The following is a 20,474-nucleotide window of genomic DNA, read 5'->3' on the forward strand; positions in this document are numbered from 1 at the left end:
GCAGCACGCCGGCGGCTGGGCCACACGACGGGCGCGCTCCGGCACCCGTCGGGCAGGTCAGTGCGACCAGCCGCCAGTGCGCGTGGGCTGGCAGGTGAAGCACGCGTTGTTGGTGGCAATGTTCTGCACGGCCTTGCTGTTGCTGCCGCTGGACAGATTGGTCAGGCTGGCGCCCTTGATCATCGTCAGCTGGACCGAATCGCCCGTGATCGACACCTCGCCCACGTTGGACGAAAGGTTTTGGCTGGCATAGGCATCGCTGCCGGTGGCGCTGTTGCGCACCGAGCCGCCCGCGCCGAGCACGCCTTGCATCGACGTGCCGCTGATCGTCACATTGCCGGTGTTGGTGGCCAGGTTCTGGAAGGCTTCGCTCTTGGAACCCATGGAGTTGTTGGACACCGCTACGGAAGTCAGCGCAGCCGCCTGCAGCGAGGTGCCGGTGATGGAGATGTCGGGCGAAGGCGCAGGACCGGTGGCCAGTGCGGCAGTAGCGATGGCGCTGAGGGCGATGAATGCAAAGGCTTTCATGATAGTTCCTTCAAAACAGTTGGACAGTGGAAACGTTGGCTGCACCGGTGCGACCGGGTCGCTTCAGGGCAGGAAAGGGACATCAGGGATCGGGGCCAGGGCTGGCAGGGCCAGCGGTTTTCAGGCCCCGTTCCGTGTTGTCTGGCTGCAGTGTCTTTGCGGACCCACAGGTCACGAATACGCAGGCATGGCTACCCCGTACAGCGCAGAACAAATGCACTAGGCCGACCACCAACCCGCGCGCATGCTGGCCTTGCAGGCAGAAGCTGCGGACAGCGCGCGCCAAGAACCAGGTAGTAACGAGTTGTGACGTATGCAATGGCGTGTGCAGCCAGCGCCTGCAGCCACGGATCTGTTGCATCGTGCAGCGGCGTGGGGCTTGCAACCAGCCCCGCAGCGCCTGTATCGCACGGCCATTCTTTGCTTGGTCGCTGCAAGGATGTCCCCAACAATGAGTGCGAGAAAGCAGCACGCAAGAGGAACGTTTGCATGATGACCATCCACAGACACGCAGAGCCAGGCGACGGCGCTCCCCTGCAGCCGGCAGGTGCTCCGGGCCAGTTCTCCACGTATGAAAACCCGCCCTCGGTATGGCCGGCTTTCCTCATGGGGCAGGAGACGAGCCCCGTGCGGGTCCTGCTCATCGATGACGACGCGCACATCCGCCGGGTGATCGCCCAGGAGCTCATGGCCGACCCGCGCACCCTGCTCGTGGGGCAGGCGACCAGCGTGCGTGAAGGCCGCCGCGCGATCCGCCAGCACGAGTTCGATGTGCTGCTGGTGGACCTCAACCTGGGCGACGGGGAAGCCTTCGAGGTGCTCGACTTCTTCCGCTCGGTGCGGCCCAGCGCACAGGCAGTGGTGATCTCGGTGATGGAAAACGACGAGCAGGTGCTGCGGGCGTTCGAGCTGGGTGCGGCCGGGTTTGTGGGCAAGAACTCGTGGTTTGGCAACTATGCACAGACAGTGCTGCAGGTGGCCAATGGTGGCGCATCCATCACGCCCCACATCGCGCGGCGTCTGCTGCAGCGGTTTGACCGCGCCAATGCGCCGCAATCCAAGCGCCGGGCCGACGAGGCCGACAAGCTCTCCACCCGCGAGAAGGAAATCCTGCGCATGGTGGCCAGCGGCTACACCAGCACCGAGATCGGTGCACGCCTGTTCATCAGCGGCATGACGGTGAACACGCACCTGCGCAACATCTACCGCAAGCTGCAGGTGCGCACCCGTGCCCAGGCCGTGCGCTTTGCGTCGCTGCGAGGGCTTTTCTGATGGGGCTGTGGCAGCGCAGCGCCGGGGGCTGACGCGTGTGGCGCACGGTGCCCGCCTGGCAGGCCACGGCCTGCGTGGGGCTGTGTGCTGCACAGCTGATGCTGGTGGCTACGGCGTTGGGCGCGCTGCAGGCGCTGCTGCCGCTGGGCGCACGCGCGCAGGCGTGGTGCCTGGCCGCCGCCCTGGCGCTGGGGCTGCAGCTGTGCGCATGGCTGCTGGTCCACCGCGCCAGGGCACTGCGCTGGCGGCCCCGGCTGAGCCACCGGCCCAGCGCCGACGTGGTAGCCGAACGGCGACGCATTGCGCGTGAACTGCATGATCGCGTGGGCTCGCAACTGGTCAGCGCGATGACGCTTGCCGACGCCGGACAACCTGGCGAACCAGTGCGCACCGCGCTGGAGCGCTGCCTGTTCGACCTGCGCATGGTGGTCGACTCGATGGATTCCGATGACGAGTCGGTGACCGACCGGCTGGCCCGCCTGCGCCACCGCATCCAGCCAGCGCTGGAGCGGCGCGGCATCTGCATGGTGTGGGATGTGCAGGTGGTCGACGATGTGCCTCCACTGCAGCGCCACTGCGCGGGGCACCTTGCCGCCATCGTCCAGGAGGCGCTGAGCAACGCGCTGCAGCACTCGGGTGCCACGCAGATCTGCGTAAGCGTGCACTTTTTGGCTGCATCTGGTGCCTGGCACATCGCGATCAGTGACAACGGGCGCGGTCTGCGTGTGCCGCCTGGCGATGGTGAAACGGCAGCAGGCTCAGGCTTGGCCGGAATGCGCTGGCGTGCGCGCCAGGCGGGCGGGAAGCTGCGGCTCCAGTCTGGCCCCGAGGGCGGCACATGTGTGAGCGTCTTCGTGCCGGGCGATGCAGCGGTGGTGTAGCAAGAAGCCGGGCGAGCTTTCGCCACACGGCGAGCCAGTGATCAGGATGCGCCGCGCCCGAGAGATCTATCCGGTGTTGCCGTTTGCATTGCCGCGAGGGCGGGTCTACTCCACGGCCCATCGCGTCACCCGCGGCGGCGCATTGCCCACATGGAACGCCAGCTTGCGATCGCGCAGGGCCACGTCCGAAGCGGTGACGCGGTCAAAGCGGCGCAGGTGCTCGGTCCACGACTCGTCTTCAATGCGCTCCACATAGCGCGCGGGCTGGCTGATGTCGTGCAGCAGCTGCCAGCCCAAAGCGCCCTGGCGCAGGCGGCTGCGGCGGCTTTCCTGCATCACGGCGCGGAATTCGGTGGCGTGGTCGGGGTCAATGAAATATTCGATGGTGACTACCAGATGCCCTGCGCCCGGCGGCGCCTCGGCCACCGGGGCCTTGAAGGCGCGCGAAGGGCTCAGGTCTTCCTCGATGCTGCGGTCGGCCACCAGGCGCTGCACCAGCGCCATGGCCACCACACCAGTGGCCGCAGCCAGGCCCAGGCTGGTGTGCACGTCGGTCAGCGTGGCCACCTGGCCCCACACGGCGGCACCCAAAGCGGTGGCGCCCATGATGGACATCTGGTAGATCGACATGCCGCGCGCCCGCACCCAGTTGGGCAGTGCCAGCTGGGCCGACACGGACAGCGAGTTGGCTGTGGTGATCCAGGCCATGCCGCCCACAAACATCGCCGGCACCGCCACGTACACATTGGGCGCCACGGCCATCACCGCCGTGGCAGCCGCCTGCAGCATGGTGCCGCGCATCACCAGCACATCGCGCGCCATGGCCTGGCGCAGGCGCGGCAGGAACATGGCTGCCGTAATGGCACCTGCGCCCATGCTGGCCAGCAGCAGCGTGAACGTGCCCGCGCCGCCGCCCTCCAGCCCTTTGGCCAGCAGTGGCAGCAAGGCCATGAGGGCCGTGGCGTGCAAAAAGAAGATGGAGATGCGCCACAGCACAGCCCGCATGCGCGGCGACTGCCGCACAAACTGCACGCCCACGCGCATGGCACTGCCCAGGCGCTCGCGCCCCAGCGGGCTGGGCACGTGGGCGCGCTTCCAGCGCATGATGACCAGGCCAGAGATGACCGACAGCACGGCATTGAGCACGAACACCCAGGCGCTGCCCGCGCTGGCAATGATGGCCCCGGCCAGCAGCGGGCCGATGATGCGCGAGGCATTCATGGCCACGCCGTTGAGCGCCAGTGCGGCCGGCAGCTGCGGGCGGCTGACCAGCTCGGGCACGATGGCGGCAAACACCGGCCAGCGCATCGCAAGCCCGATGCCGTTGGCAAAGGTGAGGGCCAGCAGCAGCGGTGCCGTGATCCCGCCGGCCATGATGGCCGCGCACAGCACCAGCGCCACGGCGGCCACCCAGAACTGCGTGGCGATGAAGTAGCGGCGGCGGTCCAGGATGTCGGCCAGCGCGCCGCTGGGCAGCCCCAGCAAAAACACCGGCAGCGTGGAAGCGGACTGCACCAGCGCCACCAGGATGGGCGAGGTGGTGAGCGTGGTCATCAGCCAGGCAGCGGCCACGTCGTTCATCCACATGCAGGTGTTGGCCGCCACCCAGGTCAGCCAGAGCATGCGAAAGACCGGCACCGTGAGCGGCGCCAGAGGCGAGAGCGAAGCCGCTGCGTCCTGCAGGGCGGCCGCCTGACCGTGCTGCGGAGCGACGGTGTCGTCGGCGTCGTGGGTCAGTGGCGCCCGGCTGGCTGCAGCCGAGGCGGCAGGCCCGGCGGATGTGGGATCCAGGGTGGTGGGTGCCGGCGCTGCGGGTGCGTCGGCACCTGCGGAGTTTGGAAAGGGGGGCGATGCAGGCGCAGTGCTGCGCGTGCTTTCAGAAGGTGGCAAAACAGGCATGCCCAGCCATTGTGCGACGGATACGTACTGGCCAAAGGAGCACGGTGGCGCAACCACCACCGTGCCATGGGCTTGGCTCCGCTGGGGTGCGCTATGGGCCTGCTGGAGCGCAATTCTTGGTCAAATCAGCTTGAAGCGCTTGTATTGATTGCCTTCATAGCTATTAATTTAATAGCATTAGCCCCGGCTGCGCGCCAGGTGCGCCAGGTGCGCCAGCGGCAGCGCCCCGCTGGCCTTGACCTCGCCCAGCGAGAAGCTGGTGTGCATGTCCTTCACGTTGGGCAGGTTCAGCAGCACATCGCGCGCAAACTGCGAAAAGCTGTCCAGGTCGCGCGCCACCACCTGCAGCTCGAACGTGCCCGTGCCGCTGATGTAGTGACAGGCCACCACCTCGGGGATCTGGCGAATGGCCTCCTCCATGGCGCGGGTGAGGTTGCCAGTGCTGCGGTCGGCGTCCAGCCGCACAAAGGCGAGCACCCCCAGGCCGATCTTGTGGCGGTCGATCTCGGCGCGGTAGCCCCTGATATAGCCCGCCTCCTCCAGCGCCCGCACGCGGCGCCAGCAGGGTGCGGCCGACAGGCCCACCCGCTGGGCCAGCTCGGCATTCGTCAGGCGGGCGTCGGCTTGTAATTCTTGCAGGATGGCGAGGTCGAATTTGTCAAGATTGTTCATTTATCGACCATTCTAAGAAAGATCCTTTCTGAAACAAGGGTAAACACGGCACAACAACGAAAGCACATATCCCCGGGCAATCCCTAAACTGCCAGGACACCGATTACTACCGCTGCAGCCTGGCCCACAAGGCCTCGCCTGCAAGCCGACACCCCACAGGAATCCCTCATGAATGCCCCTCTGCCCGAATCCATCCGCAAAGCGCTGGAAACTGTATCGCTTGACGACAAATACTCTCTGGACAGCGGCCGGGCGTTCATGAGCGGCGTGCAGGCCCTGGTGCGCCTGCCCATGCTGCAGCGCCAGCGCGATGCCGCAGCGGGCCTGAACACCGCGGGCTTCATCAGCGGCTACCGGGGCTCCCCGCTGGGTACCTATGACCAGGCGCTCTGGGCCGCGAAGAAGCACCTCGCGGCCAACAACATCGTCTTTCAGCCCGGCGTGAACGAGGAACTCGGCGCCACGGCCGTGTGGGGCACGCAGCAGCTCGACCTGTATCCGCAGAGCAAGAAGTTCGACGGCGTATTCGGCATCTGGTACGGCAAGGGCCCGGGCGTGGACCGCTGCTCGGACGTGTTCAAGCACGCCAACATGGCAGGCACGGCCAAACACGGCGGCGTGATCGCGATTGCGGGGGACGACCACATCAGCAAGAGCAGCACGGCCGCGCACCAGAGCGACCACATCTTCAAGGCCTGCGGCACACCGGTGTTCTTCCCCAGCAGCGTGCAGGAGATTCTGGACATGGGTCTGCACGCGTTTGCCATGAGCCGCTTCTCGGGCGTGTGGTCGGGCATGAAGACCATCCAGGAGGTGGTGGAGTCGTCCGGCAGCATCCACATCGACCCCGACCGCGTGAAGATCATCCTGCCGGAGGACTTCGCGATGCCACCGGGTGGCCTGCACATCCGCTGGCCCGACGCACCGCTGGAGCAGGAAGCGCGCCTGATGGACTACAAGTGGTACGCCGCCCTGGCGTACATCCGCGCCAACAAGCTCAACTACAACGTGATCCAGGGCCCCAGCGACCGCTTCGGCATCATCGCCAGCGGCAAGGCCTACAACGACACGCGCCAGGCCCTGGTGGACCTGGGGCTGGACGACGACACCTGCCGCCAGCTGGGCATCCGCGTGCACAAGGTCAACGTGGTGTGGCCGCTCGAAGCCACCATCACCCGCGACTTTGCGCAGGGCCTGCAGGAGATCCTCGTGGTGGAGGAAAAGCGCCAGGTCATCGAATACCAGCTCAAGGAAGAGCTGTACAACTGGCGCGCCGACGTGCGCCCGAACGTGCTGGGCAAGTTCGACGAGCCCGAAGGCGATGCCACCGGCGGCGAATGGAGCATGCCCAACCCCAGCCAGAACTGGCTGCTGCGCGCCAAGGCCGACCTCACGCCCGCCATCATCGCCAAGGCGATCGCCAAGCGCCTGAAAAAGCTCGGCGTATCGAGCGACATCATTGCGCGCATGGATTCGCGCATCGCCGTCATCGAGGCCAGCGAACGCGCCATGACCGAGCTGAAGGTGGACACCGGCGAGCGCGCCCCGTGGTTTTGCAGCGGCTGTCCGCACAACACCAGCACCCGCGTGCCCGAAGGCTCGCGCGCCGTGGCCGGCATTGGCTGCCACTACATGGCCAACTGGATGCCCGACCGCAACACCAGCACCTTCACGCAGATGGGCGGCGAAGGCGTGACCTGGGTGGGCCAGGCGCCCTTCACCACCGACCAGCACGTGTTTGCCAACCTGGGCGATGGCACGTACTTTCACAGCGGGCTGCTGGCCATCCGCCAGAGCATTGCGGCAGGCACCAGCATCACCTACAAGGTGCTCTACAACGACGCCGTGGCCATGACGGGCGGCCAGCAGGTAGGCGAGCGGCCCGAGGGGCACTCGGTGCTGCAGATCATGCACAGCCTGAAGGCCGAGGGCGTGGTCAAGCTGATCATCGTGACGGACGAACCGCACAAGTACGACGGCGTGCCGCTGGCCGAGGGCGTGACGGTGCACCACCGCGACGAGCTCGACACGCTACAGCGCCAGTTCCGCGAGATCAAGGGCTGCACGGTCATCATCTACGACCAGACCTGCGCGACGGAAAAGCGCCGCCGCAGAAAGCGCGGCACCCTGGCCACGCCCGACAAGACCGTGGTCATCAACGAGCTGGTGTGCGAGGGCTGCGGTGATTGCTCCACCAAATCGAACTGCCTGTCGGTGGAACCTGTGGAGACGGAGTTTGGCCGCAAGCGCCGCATCAACCAGAGCACCTGCAACAAGGACTACTCGTGCGTGAACGGCTTCTGCCCCAGCTTTGTGACGGTGGAAGGCGGCAAGCTGAAAAAGCCCAAGAAGGAAAAGAAGGGCGACCTGTCGGCACTGCCGCCGTTGCCTGAGCCGGTGCTGCCGGTGGCCGAAACGGCCTGGGGCATCGTGGTGGGTGGCGTGGGCGGCACGGGCGTGATCACCATCGGCTCGCTGCTGGGCATGGCCGCGCACCTGGATGGCAAGGGCGTCATCACGCAGGACGCGGGTGGCCTGGCACAAAAGGGCGGCGCCACCTGGAGCCACATCCAGATCGCCAACCGGCCCGACGCCATCTACACCACCAAGGTCGACACCGCCAAGGCGGATCTGGTGATCGGGTGCGATTCCATCGTGGCCGCACACAAGTACACGCTGGCCGTGATGCAGCCGGGCCGCACGTTTGTGGCGCTGAACACGCACGGCACGCCCACGGCGGCGTTTGTGACCAACCCCAACTGGCAGTTCCCGGGTGCCAACTGCGACAGCGCCATCGCCACCGCGGTAGGCGCGGGCAATGTGGGCAGCTTTGATGCCGAGCAGGTGGCCACACAGTTGCTGGGCGACAGCATTTACACCAACCCGCTGATGCTGGGCTACGCCTGGCAAAAGGGCCGCGTGCCGCTCACGCTGGCATCGCTGATGCGCGCCATGGAATTGAACGGCGTGCAGGTGGACAACAACAAGGCCGCCTTCGAATGGGGCCGCCGCTGCGCGCACGATCTGGCATCCGTCCAGGCGCTTTTTGCCGCGGCGCAAGTGATCCAGTTCGTGAAGAAGCCTTCGCTCACGGAAATGGTCCACAAGCGCGTGGAGTTTCTGACCGGCTACCAGCACGCCGCCTACGCGCAGGAGTACCAGGCCTTCGTCGAGAAGGTAAAGGCCACCGAGGCCCGCATGACCACCAGCACCCGCCTGTCGGAGGCCGTGGCGCGCTACCTGTTCAAGCTGATGGCGTACAAGGACGAGTACGAAGTGGCGCGCCTGCACACCGACAAGGCCTTCACGGACAAGATCGCCAACATGTTTGAAGGCGACTACAAGCTGGTGCACCACCTGGCGCCGCCCATGACCGCCAAAAAGAACGACCGGGGCGAACTCGTCAAGCAACCGTTTGGCCCCTGGATGCGCAGCGCTTTTGGCCTGCTGGCTAAGCTGAAGGGCCTGCGCGGCACGGCGCTGGATGTGTTCGGCAAGACCGAAGAGCGCCGCATGGAGCGCGCGCTCATCGTGGAATACCGCGCCTGTATTGACGAGCTGCTGGCCACGCTGAACGCCGACAACTTGGCGCTGGCGGTGGAGATTGCCAGCATCCCCGAAGACATCCGCGGCTACGGCCACGTGAAGGAGCGCCACCTGAAGATGGCCCGCCCCAAGTGGGATGCGCTGATGGCCCGCTGGCGCAGTGGCGCCACCGCACACCCCGAACGCGCCGCAGCCTGACCACCGCAGCCTCCCCGGCCCGATGCCCGCCCTGACCGGCGGGCATTTTGCTATTTATTTGATAGCTTAACAGGCAATTGACACGGAGGCTACAGGCACTTTTTAATCAAAAACGTGTTGCAAGGGCCCGATGGGGCCCTCCCCGGGGAAACACCCGGCGCCCACCCGGGACTTGGCCCTTGGGGGCGGGCCGCAGTGCCGCATACAATGTCCTGTTCCGCCCCGGAAGGCGCTTGTGCGTCCGGCCCGTGCGGGTTTTTGTATTTTGACCATCCATTTGTGGAGTCCACCTCGTGTTCATTTCTTCCGCTTTCGCACAGACCGCACCTGCCGCAGCCACGGGTGGCGGCGACATCATGTCCTCGCTGACGGGCATGCTGCCCCTGGTCCTCATGTTCGTGGTGCTGTACTTCGTCATGATCCGCCCCCAGATGAAGCGCCAGAAGGAACACCGCGCCATGATCGAAGCCATCGCCAAGGGCGATGAAGTGGCCACCGCTGGCGGCATCGTCGGCAAGGTCACGCGCCTGTCCGAAGGGTTCCTGCACATCGAAATCTCCAGCGGCGTGGAAGTGCAACTGCAGCGCAGCGCCGTGGTCCAGGTCCTGCCCAAGGGTTCGGTCAAGTAATCAATGAACATCCCGTACGCCGGACAGGCCGACGCTGCACCGATTGCAGCGGGCGCGGCCCAGCCGGCGTGGCGGGGATGGCTCTGGCATGGCGGTAGCCGGCAGGGCGTGGAAAAGGCGTAAAGATGAACCGTTATCCGGTCTGGAAGTACGCGATCCTCGTGATCGTGATGCTGGTGGGGGCCCTGTACACCCTGCCCAATTTCTTTGGTGAGGCCCCTGCGGTCCAGGTGTCGTCTGCCAAGGCCACCATCAAGGTGGACGCTGGCGTGCAGCAGCGCGTGGAAGACGCGCTCAAGGCAGCGGGCCTGACGCCGGACTTCGTCGCGCTGGAAGGCAACTCGGTGCGCGCCCGCTTCGACACGCCCGACAACCAGCTCAAGGCCAAGGACGCCATCCAGAAGGCGCTCATCCCCGACGCCAACGACGCGTCCTACATCGTTGCGCTGAACCTGGTTTCGCGCTCGCCGGTGTGGCTCAAGTCGCTGCACGCCAACCCCATGTACCTGGGCCTGGACCTGCGCGGCGGCGTGCACTTCATGCTCCAGGTGGACATGCAGGCTGCGCTGACCAAGAAGGCCGAATCATATGCAGGTGACATCCGCTCCGCGCTGCGCGACAAGGGCATCCGCCACGGCGGCATCAGCCGCGACGGCCAGACCATCGACATCAAGTTGCGCGACGAAGCCACCCTGACGGCAGCACGCAACCTGATCACCGACCAGTTCACCGATCTGCAGATGACCAGCAGCCCGGACGGCTCCGAGTTCCGCCTGCGCGCCTCCATCAAGCCCGAGGCCACGCGCCGCGTGCAGGAGCAGGCGCTCAAGCAGAACATGGTGACGCTGCACAACCGGATCAACGAACTGGGCGTGGCCGAGCCGGTGATCCAGCAGCAGGGCCTGGACCGCATCGTGGTGCAGCTGCCCGGCGTGCAGGACACCGCCAAAGCCAAGGACATCCTGGGCCGCACCGCCACGCTGGAAGTGCGCCTGGTGGACGAGGGCACCGAAGCCCGCGCCGCCGAAACCGGCCGCGGCCCGGTGCCGTTTGGCTCCGAGCGCTACATGGACCGCAACAGCCAGCCGGTGATCGTAAAAAAGCAGGTCATCCTGACCGGCGAGAACCTGACAGACGCCCAGCCCGGCTTTGACGGCCAGACGCAGGAGCCCACTGTCAACCTGACACTGGACGCCAAGGGTGCGCGCATCTTCAAGGACATCACCCGCGAGAACGTGGGCAAGCGCATGGCCATCGTCCTGTTCGAAAAGGGCAAGGGCGAGGTCGTTACTGCCCCCGTGATCCGTACCGAAATTGCGGGCGGGCGGGTTCAGATCTCGGGCCGGATGACCACCACCGAAGCCAACGACACCGCGCTGCTGCTGCGCGCGGGCTCGCTGGCAGCGCCCATGGAAATCATCGAGGAATTCACCATCGGCCCCACGCTGGGTGCCGACAACATCGAGCGCGGCATCAACAGCGTGGTGTGGGGCCTGGTGGTCATTGCCGTGTTCATGTGCTTTTACTACATGCTGTTCGGCGTGTTCTCCAGCATCGCGCTGGCCGTGAACGTGCTGCTGCTGGTGGCCGTGCTGTCGATGCTGCAAGCCACCCTCACCCTGCCGGGCATTGCCGCCATGGCGCTGGCCATCGGGGTTGCCATCGACTCCAACGTGCTGATCAACGAGCGCATCCGCGAGGAGCTGCGCGCGGGGGTATCGCCGCAGGTGGCCATCAACACCGGCTACGAGCGCGCATGGGCCACCATTCTGGATTCGAACGTGACCACCCTGATTGCAGGCGTGGCGCTGCTGGCCTTCGGCTCAGGGCCTGTGCGGGGCTTTGCGGTGGTGCACTGCATCGGCATCCTGACCAGCATGTTCTCGGCGGTGTTCTTCTCGCGCGGGCTGGTGAACCTGTGGTACGGGCGCCAGAAAAAGCTCAAGAGCGTGTCCATCGGCCAGGTCTGGAAGCCTGATGCGGACACTGGCGCCGTGGCGAAGTCGCAGTAAAGACGGAAGAAGACCCATGGGGTTCTCCGCTACAGGCCCGGGTGCGACAGCGCACCCGAGCCCGGGCTGAGAGCTCCAGCAAAGGACAAGACATCATGGAATTTTTCCGGATCAAAAAAGACATCCCCTTCATGAAGCACGCGTTGATCTTCAACGCGATCTCCTTCATCACGTTCGCCCTGGCGGTGTTCTTCCTGTTCACGCGCGGCCTGCATCTGTCGGTGGAGTTCACCGGCGGCACCGTCATGGAAGTCGCCTACAGCCAGCCGGCAGAGCTGTCCAAGGTGCGGGAAACCGTCTCGGCACTTGGCTACCCCGAGGTGCAGGTTCAGAACTTCGGCACTGCGCGCGATGTGATGATCCGCCTGCCCGTGCAAAAGGGCGTGACCTCTGCGCAGCAAAGCGAGCAGGTGCTGTCAGCGCTCAAGGCGGCGGACCCCGAGGTCACCCTGCGGCGCACTGAATTTGTCGGACCCCAGGTGGGTGAGGAGCTTGTCCACGGCGGCCTGATGGCACTGGCCATGGTGGTGGTCGGCATCGTGATCTACCTGGCGTTCCGCTTCGAGTGGAAGTTCGGCATAGCGGCCATCATCGCCAACCTGCACGACGTGGTGATCATCCTGGGGTTCTTCGCGTTCTTCCAGTGGGAGTTCTCGCTGGCCGTACTGGCTGCCGTGCTGGCCGTGTTGGGCTACTCGGTCAACGAATCCGTCGTGATCTTCGACCGGATCCGCGAGGCCTTCCGCAAGTACCGCAAGATGTCCACATCTGAGGTCATCGACCACGCCATCACCAGCACGATGAGCCGCACGATCATCACGCACGCCTCCACCGAGGCCATGGTGCTGTCGATGTTCTTCTTTGGCGGCCCCAGCCTGCACTACTTCGCCCTGGCACTCACCATCGGCATCGTCTTTGGCATCTACTCGTCGGTGTTCGTGGCGGCCGCCATCGCCATGTGGCTGGGCGTCAAGCGCGAAGACCTGGTCAAGCCCACCAGGAAGGAAGACGACCCCAACGACCCGCAGGCCGGAGCGACGGTCTGACCCGCTAATATCGGTTTATGTATTCACCCCCTCCACCGGTTCCGCAACGCCGTCTGGCCCGCCAGGCGCGCCAGCGGTTTGTGGAGGGGACCTGCGCCGGGCTTGCAGCGCTGGACAAGACGGTCCTGGAGTTTCTGGCCACCCTGATGGCGCAGACCGGCACGGCCCGACAGATGCAGAGCCGCCGGGATGCCTGGATGCTGTATCAGCAGCACCACGGCGCCTGGGTGGAGCGCACGGTCAGAGCCTGGCGCGACGCGCTCGCACCGCATACCAGCTCCTCCGGCACCGGTCTTGTCACCAACGCTGCCGGTAACCAGTTCGAACTGCTCAGTGACGACGTCGTGGAAAACCGGATCGTTGCGTCGCGCATGGCGCTGACGGTCAATGAGCAGGTCAGCCTGCAGTTCGACACCGTGCGCCAACGCACGCAGTCGCTGGAAGGCCAGGACATGGATGCCAACGACATCCTGCGCCCTGAAACGATTTGCCTGCGACTGGTCGAGCAATGGGTGTCTACAGGCATGCCGCGCACCGACCTGCAGACCGTGATCGACCCACTGCAGCGCGAACTCGCCAACCTGCTGCAAAAGCAGTACCAGGCCGTCAATGTGTTCTATGTGGAGCAGGGCGTCACCCCGCAGACGGACCAGAAATCCCGGGTGAAGCGCACAGCCGACGGCGCACCGCCCTCGGCAGGCGGCATGCGCACGGGCCTGGAATCCGGCGCGGGCGGTCTGGCATCGCAGGCACTTGCCCAGTCCCGTGATGCCCTGGCTGCAAACCGCTATCCCCCGGGCTACCTGGGTCGTCCGGGTGCGGCGCAGCCCTTTGCGGCCCCGTACCCCCCACGACGACCCGGCCCAGGATACCCGCAGCAGGGCATGCCCACCGGGTATGCCACCGGAATGACGCCGCTGGCGCGTGCGCGCCAGCGTGCCAATGGCGTGATGGGTCAGCTGCGAAGGCTGCTCACGCAGCCTGCCACCGGTTTCGACATGGTGAATGCACCGCCCGCCTCGGCAGCGCTGGCCCATGCGTTGTCGGCGCAGCGCATCCAGGCGGACACCTACTACAGCGGCGTGGGCAACCTGGTGGAAGACTACAGCCCTGCGGCCGTGGTCCAGCTGGCCGGCGCGGTGCGCGAGCGGTCCACCGAGCTCAAGAAAAAGGCGTCCACTGCGGGCGAGAAGGCCATCATCGAGGTGGTGGCCCTCATGTTCCAGAGCATCCTGGCCGAGGACCGCATTCCACCGGCCGTGCGCGTGTGGTTCGCTCGCCTGCAGGTCCCCGTGCTGCGGGTGGCACTGGCCGAACCCGAGTTTTTCAGTAACCTCAACCATCCGGCACGCCAGCTCATTGACCGCATGGGCGCCTGTGTCATGGGGTTCAATGCCTCCAGCATCAACGGCAGCGCGCTCGAAAACGAGATTCGCCGGGTGGTGCAAGTCATCGAGCAATACCCCGAGACAGGCCGGCGCGTGTTCCAGCTCGTCTATGACGAGTTCGAGAAATTCCTGTCGAAGTTCCTCACTGAAAAGCAGTCCACTTCACGACTGGTTTCGGTGGCACAGCAGGTCGAGCAGCGCGAGACGCTGGCCATCCAGTACACCATCGAGCTGCGCACCATGCTGCGCGACATGCCGGTGCGCGACGAAATCCGAGACTTCCTGTTCAAGACCTGGGCCGAGGTGCTGGCGCTGTCCGCCGTGCGCGACGGCGCCCAGCATGAGGACACCCTGGCCTACAAGCGCTCGGCGTCAGATCTGGTGTGGGCCGCCAGTGCCAAGCCCAACCGTACCGACCGCGCGCAAGTCATCCAGAACCTGCCCGCCCTGCTGCAGCGCCTGCGCCAGGGCCTGGCACTGCTGGGCATCAATGACGCGGCGCAGGACGCGCAGGTCAAGCAGTTGACCGACACGCTGGCCGATGCCTTCCTGTCCAAGACCGCCTCGATCCCGCAGGCACACATCGATGCCATGGCCAAGCGGCTGGCCAACCTCGAAGACTTCATGAGCGATGCGACGCTCGGCGAGATGCCGCTGAACACCGACAACATCGAGATGATGCTGGGTATCGACGCTTCGTCGATCCATGTGGTGGCAGACAACGGCGCACCGGTGGACGAAGCCATGGTGGCCTGGGCCCAGGAGCTGCAGCCCGGCACCTGGTACACCCTGGATCACAACGGCGCCTCGGCACAGGTTCAGTACGTGTGGCAAAGCCAGCGCAAGCAGCTGCACCTGTTTGCCGCCGTGGACGGCAGCAGCTACCTGATCCAGCTGCGGCGGCTCGCTGCGTACATGCAGGCCGGGCTCCTGGTGGCGCAGGATGAAGAAGGGCTTACCGTGCGTGCCACACGTGAGGCACTGGCCAAACTGGACGCCAATCCCGAGCGATTGCTGGGCGACTGACTTCGCGCCGGTACCGGGTGTCCCGCCGCACGCCCAGTCTGTTCATCCCCGCAACAGCTTGTCCTCGGCCAGCGCCAGGGCTGCCGGGTGCCCCGACAACACCAGCGTGTCGCCCGCAGCCAGATGGGTTTCATCGCGGGTGGTGCCAGGATGGCCATTGCTGCGCCGCAGGCTGACGACCTGCACACCCATGGCCGGCAGAGCGAGTTGGCCCAGTGTCTGCGCAATGGCGGTGGAGCCGGGTGGCAGATTGATGGTGGACAGGCGCTCCTGGTCGCGCTCGTTCACCGTATCGTCGTCTGCCCCGTGGAAGTAGCCGCGCAAAAGGTTGTAGCGGGCGTCACGCTGGTCCTGCACCAGGCGCAGCACGCGCCGCATGGGCACGCCCACCAGCGCCAGCGCGTGGCTGGCGAGCATGAGCGAGCCTTCAATGGCTTCGGGTACGACTTCGGTGGCACCCGCCGCCTGCAGCGTTTCCAGGTGCAAATCATCCTGTGTGCGCACCACCACCGGTACATTGGGCGCATGGCTGCGTGCATTGGCCAGCACCTTCAGCGCCGCCGGCACATCGATGTACGTGATGGCCACGGCACTGGCCCGCACGAGGCCAGCTGCCATCAACGCCTGCAGACGCGTGGCATCTCCGTACACCACCGAATGGCCCGCCGCGGCGGCCTGGCTGACGCGGTCCGGATCGAGGTCCAGCGCCATGTAGGGAATGCTTTCCTTTTCCAGCATGCGCGCCAGGTTCTGGCCGCAGCGGCCATAGCCGCAGATGATGACGTGCTTGCTGGTGTTGATCGACTTGCGCGCAATCGTCGTCATCTGCAGCGACTGCTGCAGCCAGTCGCTGGCCACCAGCTTCATCACGATGCGGTTGCTGAACAGGATGAGGAACGGCGTGGCCAGCATCGACAGCACCATGGCGGCCAGAATGGGATTCATCAGCGCTGGCTCCACCAGTCCGTTGCGCTGGGTCAGGGACAGCAGCACAAAGCCGAATTCGCCCGCCTGCGCCAAGTACAGCCCCGTGCGCAGCGCAACACCCGTGGTGGCGCCCATGGCACGGGCCAGCAGCAGGATGAAGACCAGCTTGACCAGGAGCGGCAGCGTCAGCAGCAACAGGACCAAGCCCCAACGGTCCACCAGGATGTGCCAGTCCAGCATCATCCCGATGGTGATGAAGAACAGCCCCAGCAACACGTCGTGAAACGGCCGGATGTCTGAACCCACCTGGTGGCGATACTCGGTTTCGGACACCAGCACGCCAGCGATGAATGCGCCCAGCGCCAGGCTCAATCCGGCCAGTTCGGTCAGCCACGCCATGCCCAGGGTGATGAGCAGCAGGTTGAGCATGAACAGCTCATCGCTCTTTCGCCGCGCCACCAAAGTGAGCCACCAGCGCATCACGCGTTGCCCGCCCGTGAGCAGCAGGCCCACCAGCACGGTGGCCTTGATCAGCGCCCAGCCCAGTGCGGGGAGCAGTTGGTCGGCCGACGAGGCCAGCGCCGGAATCAGCACCAAAAGCGGCACGACCGCCAGGTCCTGGAACAGCAAAATGCCCATCACCCGGCGCCCGTGCTCGCTCTCCAGCTCAGCCCGCTCGGCCATCAGCTTGACGACGATGGCGGTGCTGCTCATGGCCATCACGCCCGACAGTGCCACCGCCGTCTGCCAGCCCATCTCCCATACGCCACCAAGCCAGTGCGACATCAGCAGCGCCCCGCCAGTGGCCGCCATCATCGTCAGCACCACTTGCATGAGGCCAAGGCCAAAAACCTGCCGCCGCATCGCGCGCAGCTTGGGCAGGCTGAACTCCAGCCCGATGGCGAACATCAGGAACACCACGCCAAATTCACCAAGGTGGCGCACGCCGTCGGAGTTTTGCGCCAGCGCCAGCGCATGCGGGCCAATCAGTACGCCCGCGGCCAGGTAGCCCAGCATGGGCGGCAACTTCAGGCTGCGGCAAGCCACCACGCCCAGCACGGCGGCCAGCAGGTACAGCAACGTCAAGGCGAGGGACGACATGTAACGATCCTATCCGAGCAAGAGCGACATCCGGTGGTCTTCTGAGGCCAGAGCGCCGCGGCGTGCGACGCAGACGGCAAAAGCCGCGGCACAAAGGGGTCCGGCAGCCCGTCGATAGAATCGGAGAATGATTCCGTCGCACTCCGCGCTACCCCCCTTCGATGCCGAACAGGCCCTGCGCCTGGCCCGCGAAACCCTGGACATCGAGGCTGCGGCCGTACTGGGGCTCAAGGCCCGGGTGGGAGAGCCGTTCGCACGCGCCGTGCAGGCCATGCTGGCCGTGCGTGGCCGTGTGGTGGTGATGGGCATGGGCAAGAGCGGACACATCGGCCGCAAGATCGCGGCCACTCTGGCGTCCACCGGCACGCCGGCCATGTTCGTGCATCCGGCCGAAGCCAGCCACGGCGACCTGGGCATGATCAAGTCGATCGACCTGGTGCTGGCACTGTCCAACAGCGGCGAGGTAGACGAACTCACGACCCTGCTCCCCGTGATCAAGCGCCTGGGCGCCACGCTGGTGGCGATGACCGGGCGAACGCAGTCCACGCTTGCGCAGCATGCCGACATCGTGCTCGATAGCGGCGTGGAGCGCGAGGCCTGCCCGCTGCAGCTGGCCCCCACGGCCAGCACCACCGCCCAGCTGGCGCTGGGCGATGCGCTGGCGGTGGCCTTGCTGGACGCGCGCGGGTTTCGCCCGGAAGACTTTGCGCGCTCGCACCCGGGCGGCGCACTGGGACGCCGGTTGCTCACCCATGTCCGCGATGTCATGCGCTCAGGCAACCAGATCCCGCGCGTGGCGCCCGAGGCGTCATTCAGCGAACTGATGCGCGAGATGAGTGCCAAGGGCCTGGGCGCCTCGGCGATCGTCGACGCGGACGGCCAGCTCGTTGGGATATTCACTGACGGCGACCTGCGCCGTTGCATCGAGGCGGGGGCGGATCTGCGAAACGCGATGGCAGCCGATGTGATGCACGCGTCGCCACGCCGGATCTCGCCCGATGCCCTGGCGGTGGATGCGGCCGAAATGATGGAGGCCCACGCGATCACCAGCGTGCTTGTGGTGGACGCTGGCGGCCAGTTGGCCGGGGTGGTCCACATTGGTGACCTGATGCGGGCCAAGGTGATCTGATGGCTGAAACCGATGAACGCTCCTTTGCACTGCCCGCGCACCGCCCCGCGCTGCAGTGTGATCCGCAGCTGCTGCTGCGTGCGCAGGACGTGCGGGTGGCGTTCTTCGACGTGGATGGCGTGCTGACCGACGGGGGCCTGCTTTTCAGTGAGGCCGGAGAGACCCTCAAGCGCTTCAACACCCTGGACGGCCACGGGCTCAAGCTGCTGCAACGTGCCGGCATCACGCCCGCAGTGATTACCGGCCGTGACTCTGCGCCGCTGCGTGTACGGCTCAAGACGCTGGGCGTGGAGCACGCCGTGTTTGGCACTGAAGACAAGCGCCCCGCTGCAGAGCAGATCCTGGCTCGCCTGGGGCTGGCATGGCACCAGGCAGCCGCGATGGGCGACGACTGGCCCGACCTGCCGGTGATGCGGCGCAGCGCTTTTGCGTGCGCACCCGCCAACGCCCATGTCGAAGTGCGCCATGCAGCGCACCTGGTGACACAGGCCCGTGGCGGGGAAGGCGCTGCCCGTGAGCTGTGCGATCTGCTGCTGACCGCCACGGGCCGCTACGCCGCGCTTTTGGAGCCCTACACGGCATGAAGCAGATCCACACGCACCCCAGCTTTTGCCGGGCGCCAGAGCACCGTCCCGGTTTGGCAAGACATGAAGGGATGCCCGCGTGCGAATGATCCGCCAGGGATGGGACCAGTTCTCCCTTTATCTGCCCGTCTTGCTGATGGGGCTGCTGGCGCTGGGAACCTGGTGGCTGGTGCGCAACGCCCCCATGCCCCAGCTGCCGGCCGTGGAGCGCGGCCCCAGCAACCAGCCCGACTATTTCATGAAGTCGTTCTCGGTGAAGTCGTTCGATGCCAACGGCCGCCTGCAGAGCGAGGTACAAGGCGATGTGGCGCGCCACTTTCCCAACACCGATACGCTGGAGATCGAAAAGGCGCGCATGCGCTCGGTGTCTCCCGAGGGCCAGCTCACGCTGGCCACTGCAGACCGCGCGCTGACCAATGCAGACGCCTCGGAAGTGCAACTGTTCGGAAACGCGGTGGTCACGCGCGAGCCTTTGCCCGGTAAGCCAGGTGCGCCCAGGCAGCCGCGCATGGAGTTTCGCAGTGAATTCCTGCACGCGTACACCAAGACCGAGCGTGTGCGCTCGGACAAGCCTGTGATCCTCATCCGCGGCAACGACCAGTTCACGGCCGACGGCATGGACTATGACAACCTCGACCAGGTGATGCAGCTGCGCGGACGTGTGCGCGGCATCCTGCAACCCGGCGTGGCCAAGTAGCTTGCGCGCCGCCACCGTCCCTGACCGTCCACCACCGCGCCAGTTCGTACCGTGCGTCCCCGCCCTGGAGCTACCATGACCCTTCCCCTCGTGTTCATCACCGGAGCGTCCAGCGGTATCGGGCAGGCGCTGGCCCTGCGCTACCACCGCGCCGGATACCGGCTCGCTCTGGCTGCCAGACGTGTTTCTGAGGTCGAATCATGGGCAGGCGCATGTGGAATAAGCCCTGACAGCTATCATATTTATAGTGCAGACGTTGCCCACCCAGAGAGCATCGTGGCAGCCGGGCAGGAGTGCATCGCTCGGCAGGGCATCCCGGATGTCGTGATCGCCAACGCAGGCATCAGCGTCGGTATGGACACATCGGTGCGCGAAGACCTGGATGTCATGGCGCGCACATTTGCCACCAACAACACCGGCCTGGCCGCCACGTTCCACCCTTTTGTGGACGCCATGGCGCAGCGAAAGAGCGGAACGCTCGTCGGTATCGGCAGCGTGGCAGGTATCCGCGGGCTTCCGGGTCATGGCGCCTACTGCGCCAGCAAGGCTGCGGTCATCAGCTACTGCGAAAGCCTGCGCGGCGAGATGCGCCCTTACGGCGTGCGCGTGGTCACCATCTCGCCTGGGTACATCGATACGCCGCTGACCCGCCAGAACCGCTACAGCATGCCGTTTCTCATGCAGGCCGACGACTTTGCCGACCGTGCGTTCCACACGATTGCTGCGGGATCAAGTTACCGGGTCATCCCCTGGCAGATGGGCGTGGTGGCCAAGCTGCTGCGCGTATTGCCCAACGCATTGTTTGACCGCTTGCTCGCAGGCCGCCCCCGAAAGCGCCGGCAAAACGAGACGCAGTAGAGTGCAAGGGCCTTGCGGACAGTGCCGGCACGCCGCGAAGGACTGGGAAAAGCCCGCACACGGCATCCCGACGAGCTGTGG

15 protein-coding genes are annotated in these 20,474 nt (G+C 65.8%); 11 read left to right on the forward strand and 4 right to left on the reverse strand.

Going from position 1 to position 20,474, the window contains the following annotated elements:
* Window positions 1-57 precede the first annotated feature (57 nt).
* Window positions 58-528: a hypothetical protein gene (locus tag ACTPOI_RS01805; RefSeq protein ID WP_440105821.1), complete on the reverse strand. Its 471-nt coding sequence runs from the start codon at window positions 526-528 to the stop codon at window positions 58-60.
* A 606-nt stretch (window positions 529-1,134) separates the two neighbouring features.
* Between ACTPOI_RS01805 and ACTPOI_RS01810 the strand changes: the two genes are divergently transcribed.
* Both ACTPOI_RS01810 and ACTPOI_RS01815 read left to right on the forward strand, forming a co-directional pair.
* Window positions 1,135-1,800, forward strand: coding sequence for a LuxR C-terminal-related transcriptional regulator (locus tag ACTPOI_RS01810; RefSeq protein ID WP_440108239.1), 666 nt, complete (start codon window positions 1,135-1,137; stop codon window positions 1,798-1,800).
* 35 nt (window positions 1,801-1,835) lie between these two features.
* Window positions 1,836-2,681, forward strand: coding sequence for a sensor histidine kinase (locus tag ACTPOI_RS01815; RefSeq protein WP_440105823.1), 846 nt, complete (start codon window positions 1,836-1,838; stop codon window positions 2,679-2,681).
* Between the two features lie 105 nt (window positions 2,682-2,786).
* Here the strand turns inward: ACTPOI_RS01815 and ACTPOI_RS01820 are convergent, their stop codons facing one another.
* Together ACTPOI_RS01820 and ACTPOI_RS01825 are read right to left on the reverse strand one after the other, a co-directional pair.
* Complete coding sequence (locus ACTPOI_RS01820) at window positions 2,787-4,580, reverse strand: MFS transporter (RefSeq protein ID WP_440105825.1); 1,794 nt, start codon at window positions 4,578-4,580, stop codon at window positions 2,787-2,789.
* 177 nt (window positions 4,581-4,757) lie between these two features.
* Entirely contained in the window at window positions 4,758-5,252 is a 495-nt protein-coding gene (locus ACTPOI_RS01825; protein ID WP_440105827.1) for an Lrp/AsnC family transcriptional regulator, read from the reverse strand.
* A 168-nt stretch (window positions 5,253-5,420) separates the two neighbouring features.
* On the opposite strand from ACTPOI_RS01825, the gene ACTPOI_RS01830 reads away from it, so the two are divergent.
* The 5 genes from ACTPOI_RS01830 to ACTPOI_RS01850 all read left to right on the forward strand — a co-directional run bounded on the left by ACTPOI_RS01830 (window position 5,421) and on the right by ACTPOI_RS01850 (window position 15,097).
* Entirely contained in the window at window positions 5,421-8,996 is a 3,576-nt protein-coding gene (locus tag ACTPOI_RS01830) for an indolepyruvate ferredoxin oxidoreductase family protein (protein WP_440105829.1), read from the forward strand.
* A 293-nt stretch (window positions 8,997-9,289) separates the two neighbouring features.
* On the forward strand, window positions 9,290-9,625 hold the full coding sequence (gene yajC, locus ACTPOI_RS01835; RefSeq protein WP_440105831.1) for a preprotein translocase subunit YajC: 336 nt from the start codon (window positions 9,290-9,292) through the stop codon (window positions 9,623-9,625).
* A gap of 125 nt (window positions 9,626-9,750) precedes the next feature.
* A complete protein-coding gene (secD, locus tag ACTPOI_RS01840; protein ID WP_440105833.1) occupies window positions 9,751-11,637 on the forward strand; it encodes a protein translocase subunit SecD in 1,887 nt (628 codons plus the stop codon).
* Between the two features lie 95 nt (window positions 11,638-11,732).
* On the forward strand, window positions 11,733-12,683 hold the full coding sequence (gene secF, locus ACTPOI_RS01845; RefSeq protein WP_440105835.1) for a protein translocase subunit SecF: 951 nt from the start codon (window positions 11,733-11,735) through the stop codon (window positions 12,681-12,683).
* A 17-nt stretch (window positions 12,684-12,700) separates the two neighbouring features.
* Entirely contained in the window at window positions 12,701-15,097 is a 2,397-nt protein-coding gene (locus ACTPOI_RS01850) for a DUF1631 family protein (RefSeq protein ID WP_440105837.1), read from the forward strand.
* Between the two features lie 42 nt (window positions 15,098-15,139).
* Here ACTPOI_RS01850 and ACTPOI_RS01855 read toward each other — a convergent pair whose 3' ends face one another.
* Window positions 15,140-17,125, reverse strand: coding sequence for a monovalent cation:proton antiporter-2 (CPA2) family protein (locus ACTPOI_RS01855; RefSeq protein WP_440105839.1), 1,986 nt, complete (start codon window positions 17,123-17,125; stop codon window positions 15,140-15,142).
* A gap of 127 nt (window positions 17,126-17,252) precedes the next feature.
* Here ACTPOI_RS01855 and ACTPOI_RS01860 point away from each other — a divergent pair, with 127 nt between their 5' ends.
* From ACTPOI_RS01860 to ACTPOI_RS01875, 4 genes are all read left to right on the forward strand, one after another.
* Window positions 17,253-18,254, forward strand: coding sequence for a KpsF/GutQ family sugar-phosphate isomerase (locus ACTPOI_RS01860; RefSeq protein WP_440105841.1), 1,002 nt, complete (start codon window positions 17,253-17,255; stop codon window positions 18,252-18,254).
* The gene (locus ACTPOI_RS01865; RefSeq protein WP_440105843.1) at window positions 18,254-18,838 is read left to right on the forward strand and encodes a KdsC family phosphatase; all 585 of its coding nucleotides are present in this window, start codon (window positions 18,254-18,256) and stop codon (window positions 18,836-18,838) included. Before ACTPOI_RS01860 ends, ACTPOI_RS01865 begins: the two co-directional genes overlap by 1 nt.
* 85 nt (window positions 18,839-18,923) lie before the next feature.
* On the forward strand, window positions 18,924-19,535 hold the full coding sequence (gene lptC / locus ACTPOI_RS01870; protein ID WP_440108240.1) for an LPS export ABC transporter periplasmic protein LptC: 612 nt from the start codon (window positions 18,924-18,926) through the stop codon (window positions 19,533-19,535).
* Between the two features lie 75 nt (window positions 19,536-19,610).
* Complete coding sequence (locus tag ACTPOI_RS01875) at window positions 19,611-20,393, forward strand: SDR family oxidoreductase (RefSeq protein ID WP_440105845.1); 783 nt, start codon at window positions 19,611-19,613, stop codon at window positions 20,391-20,393.
* Window positions 20,394-20,474 lie beyond the last annotated feature (81 nt).

It is taken from the genome of Acidovorax sp. BL-A-41-H1 (genome assembly GCF_051942715.1).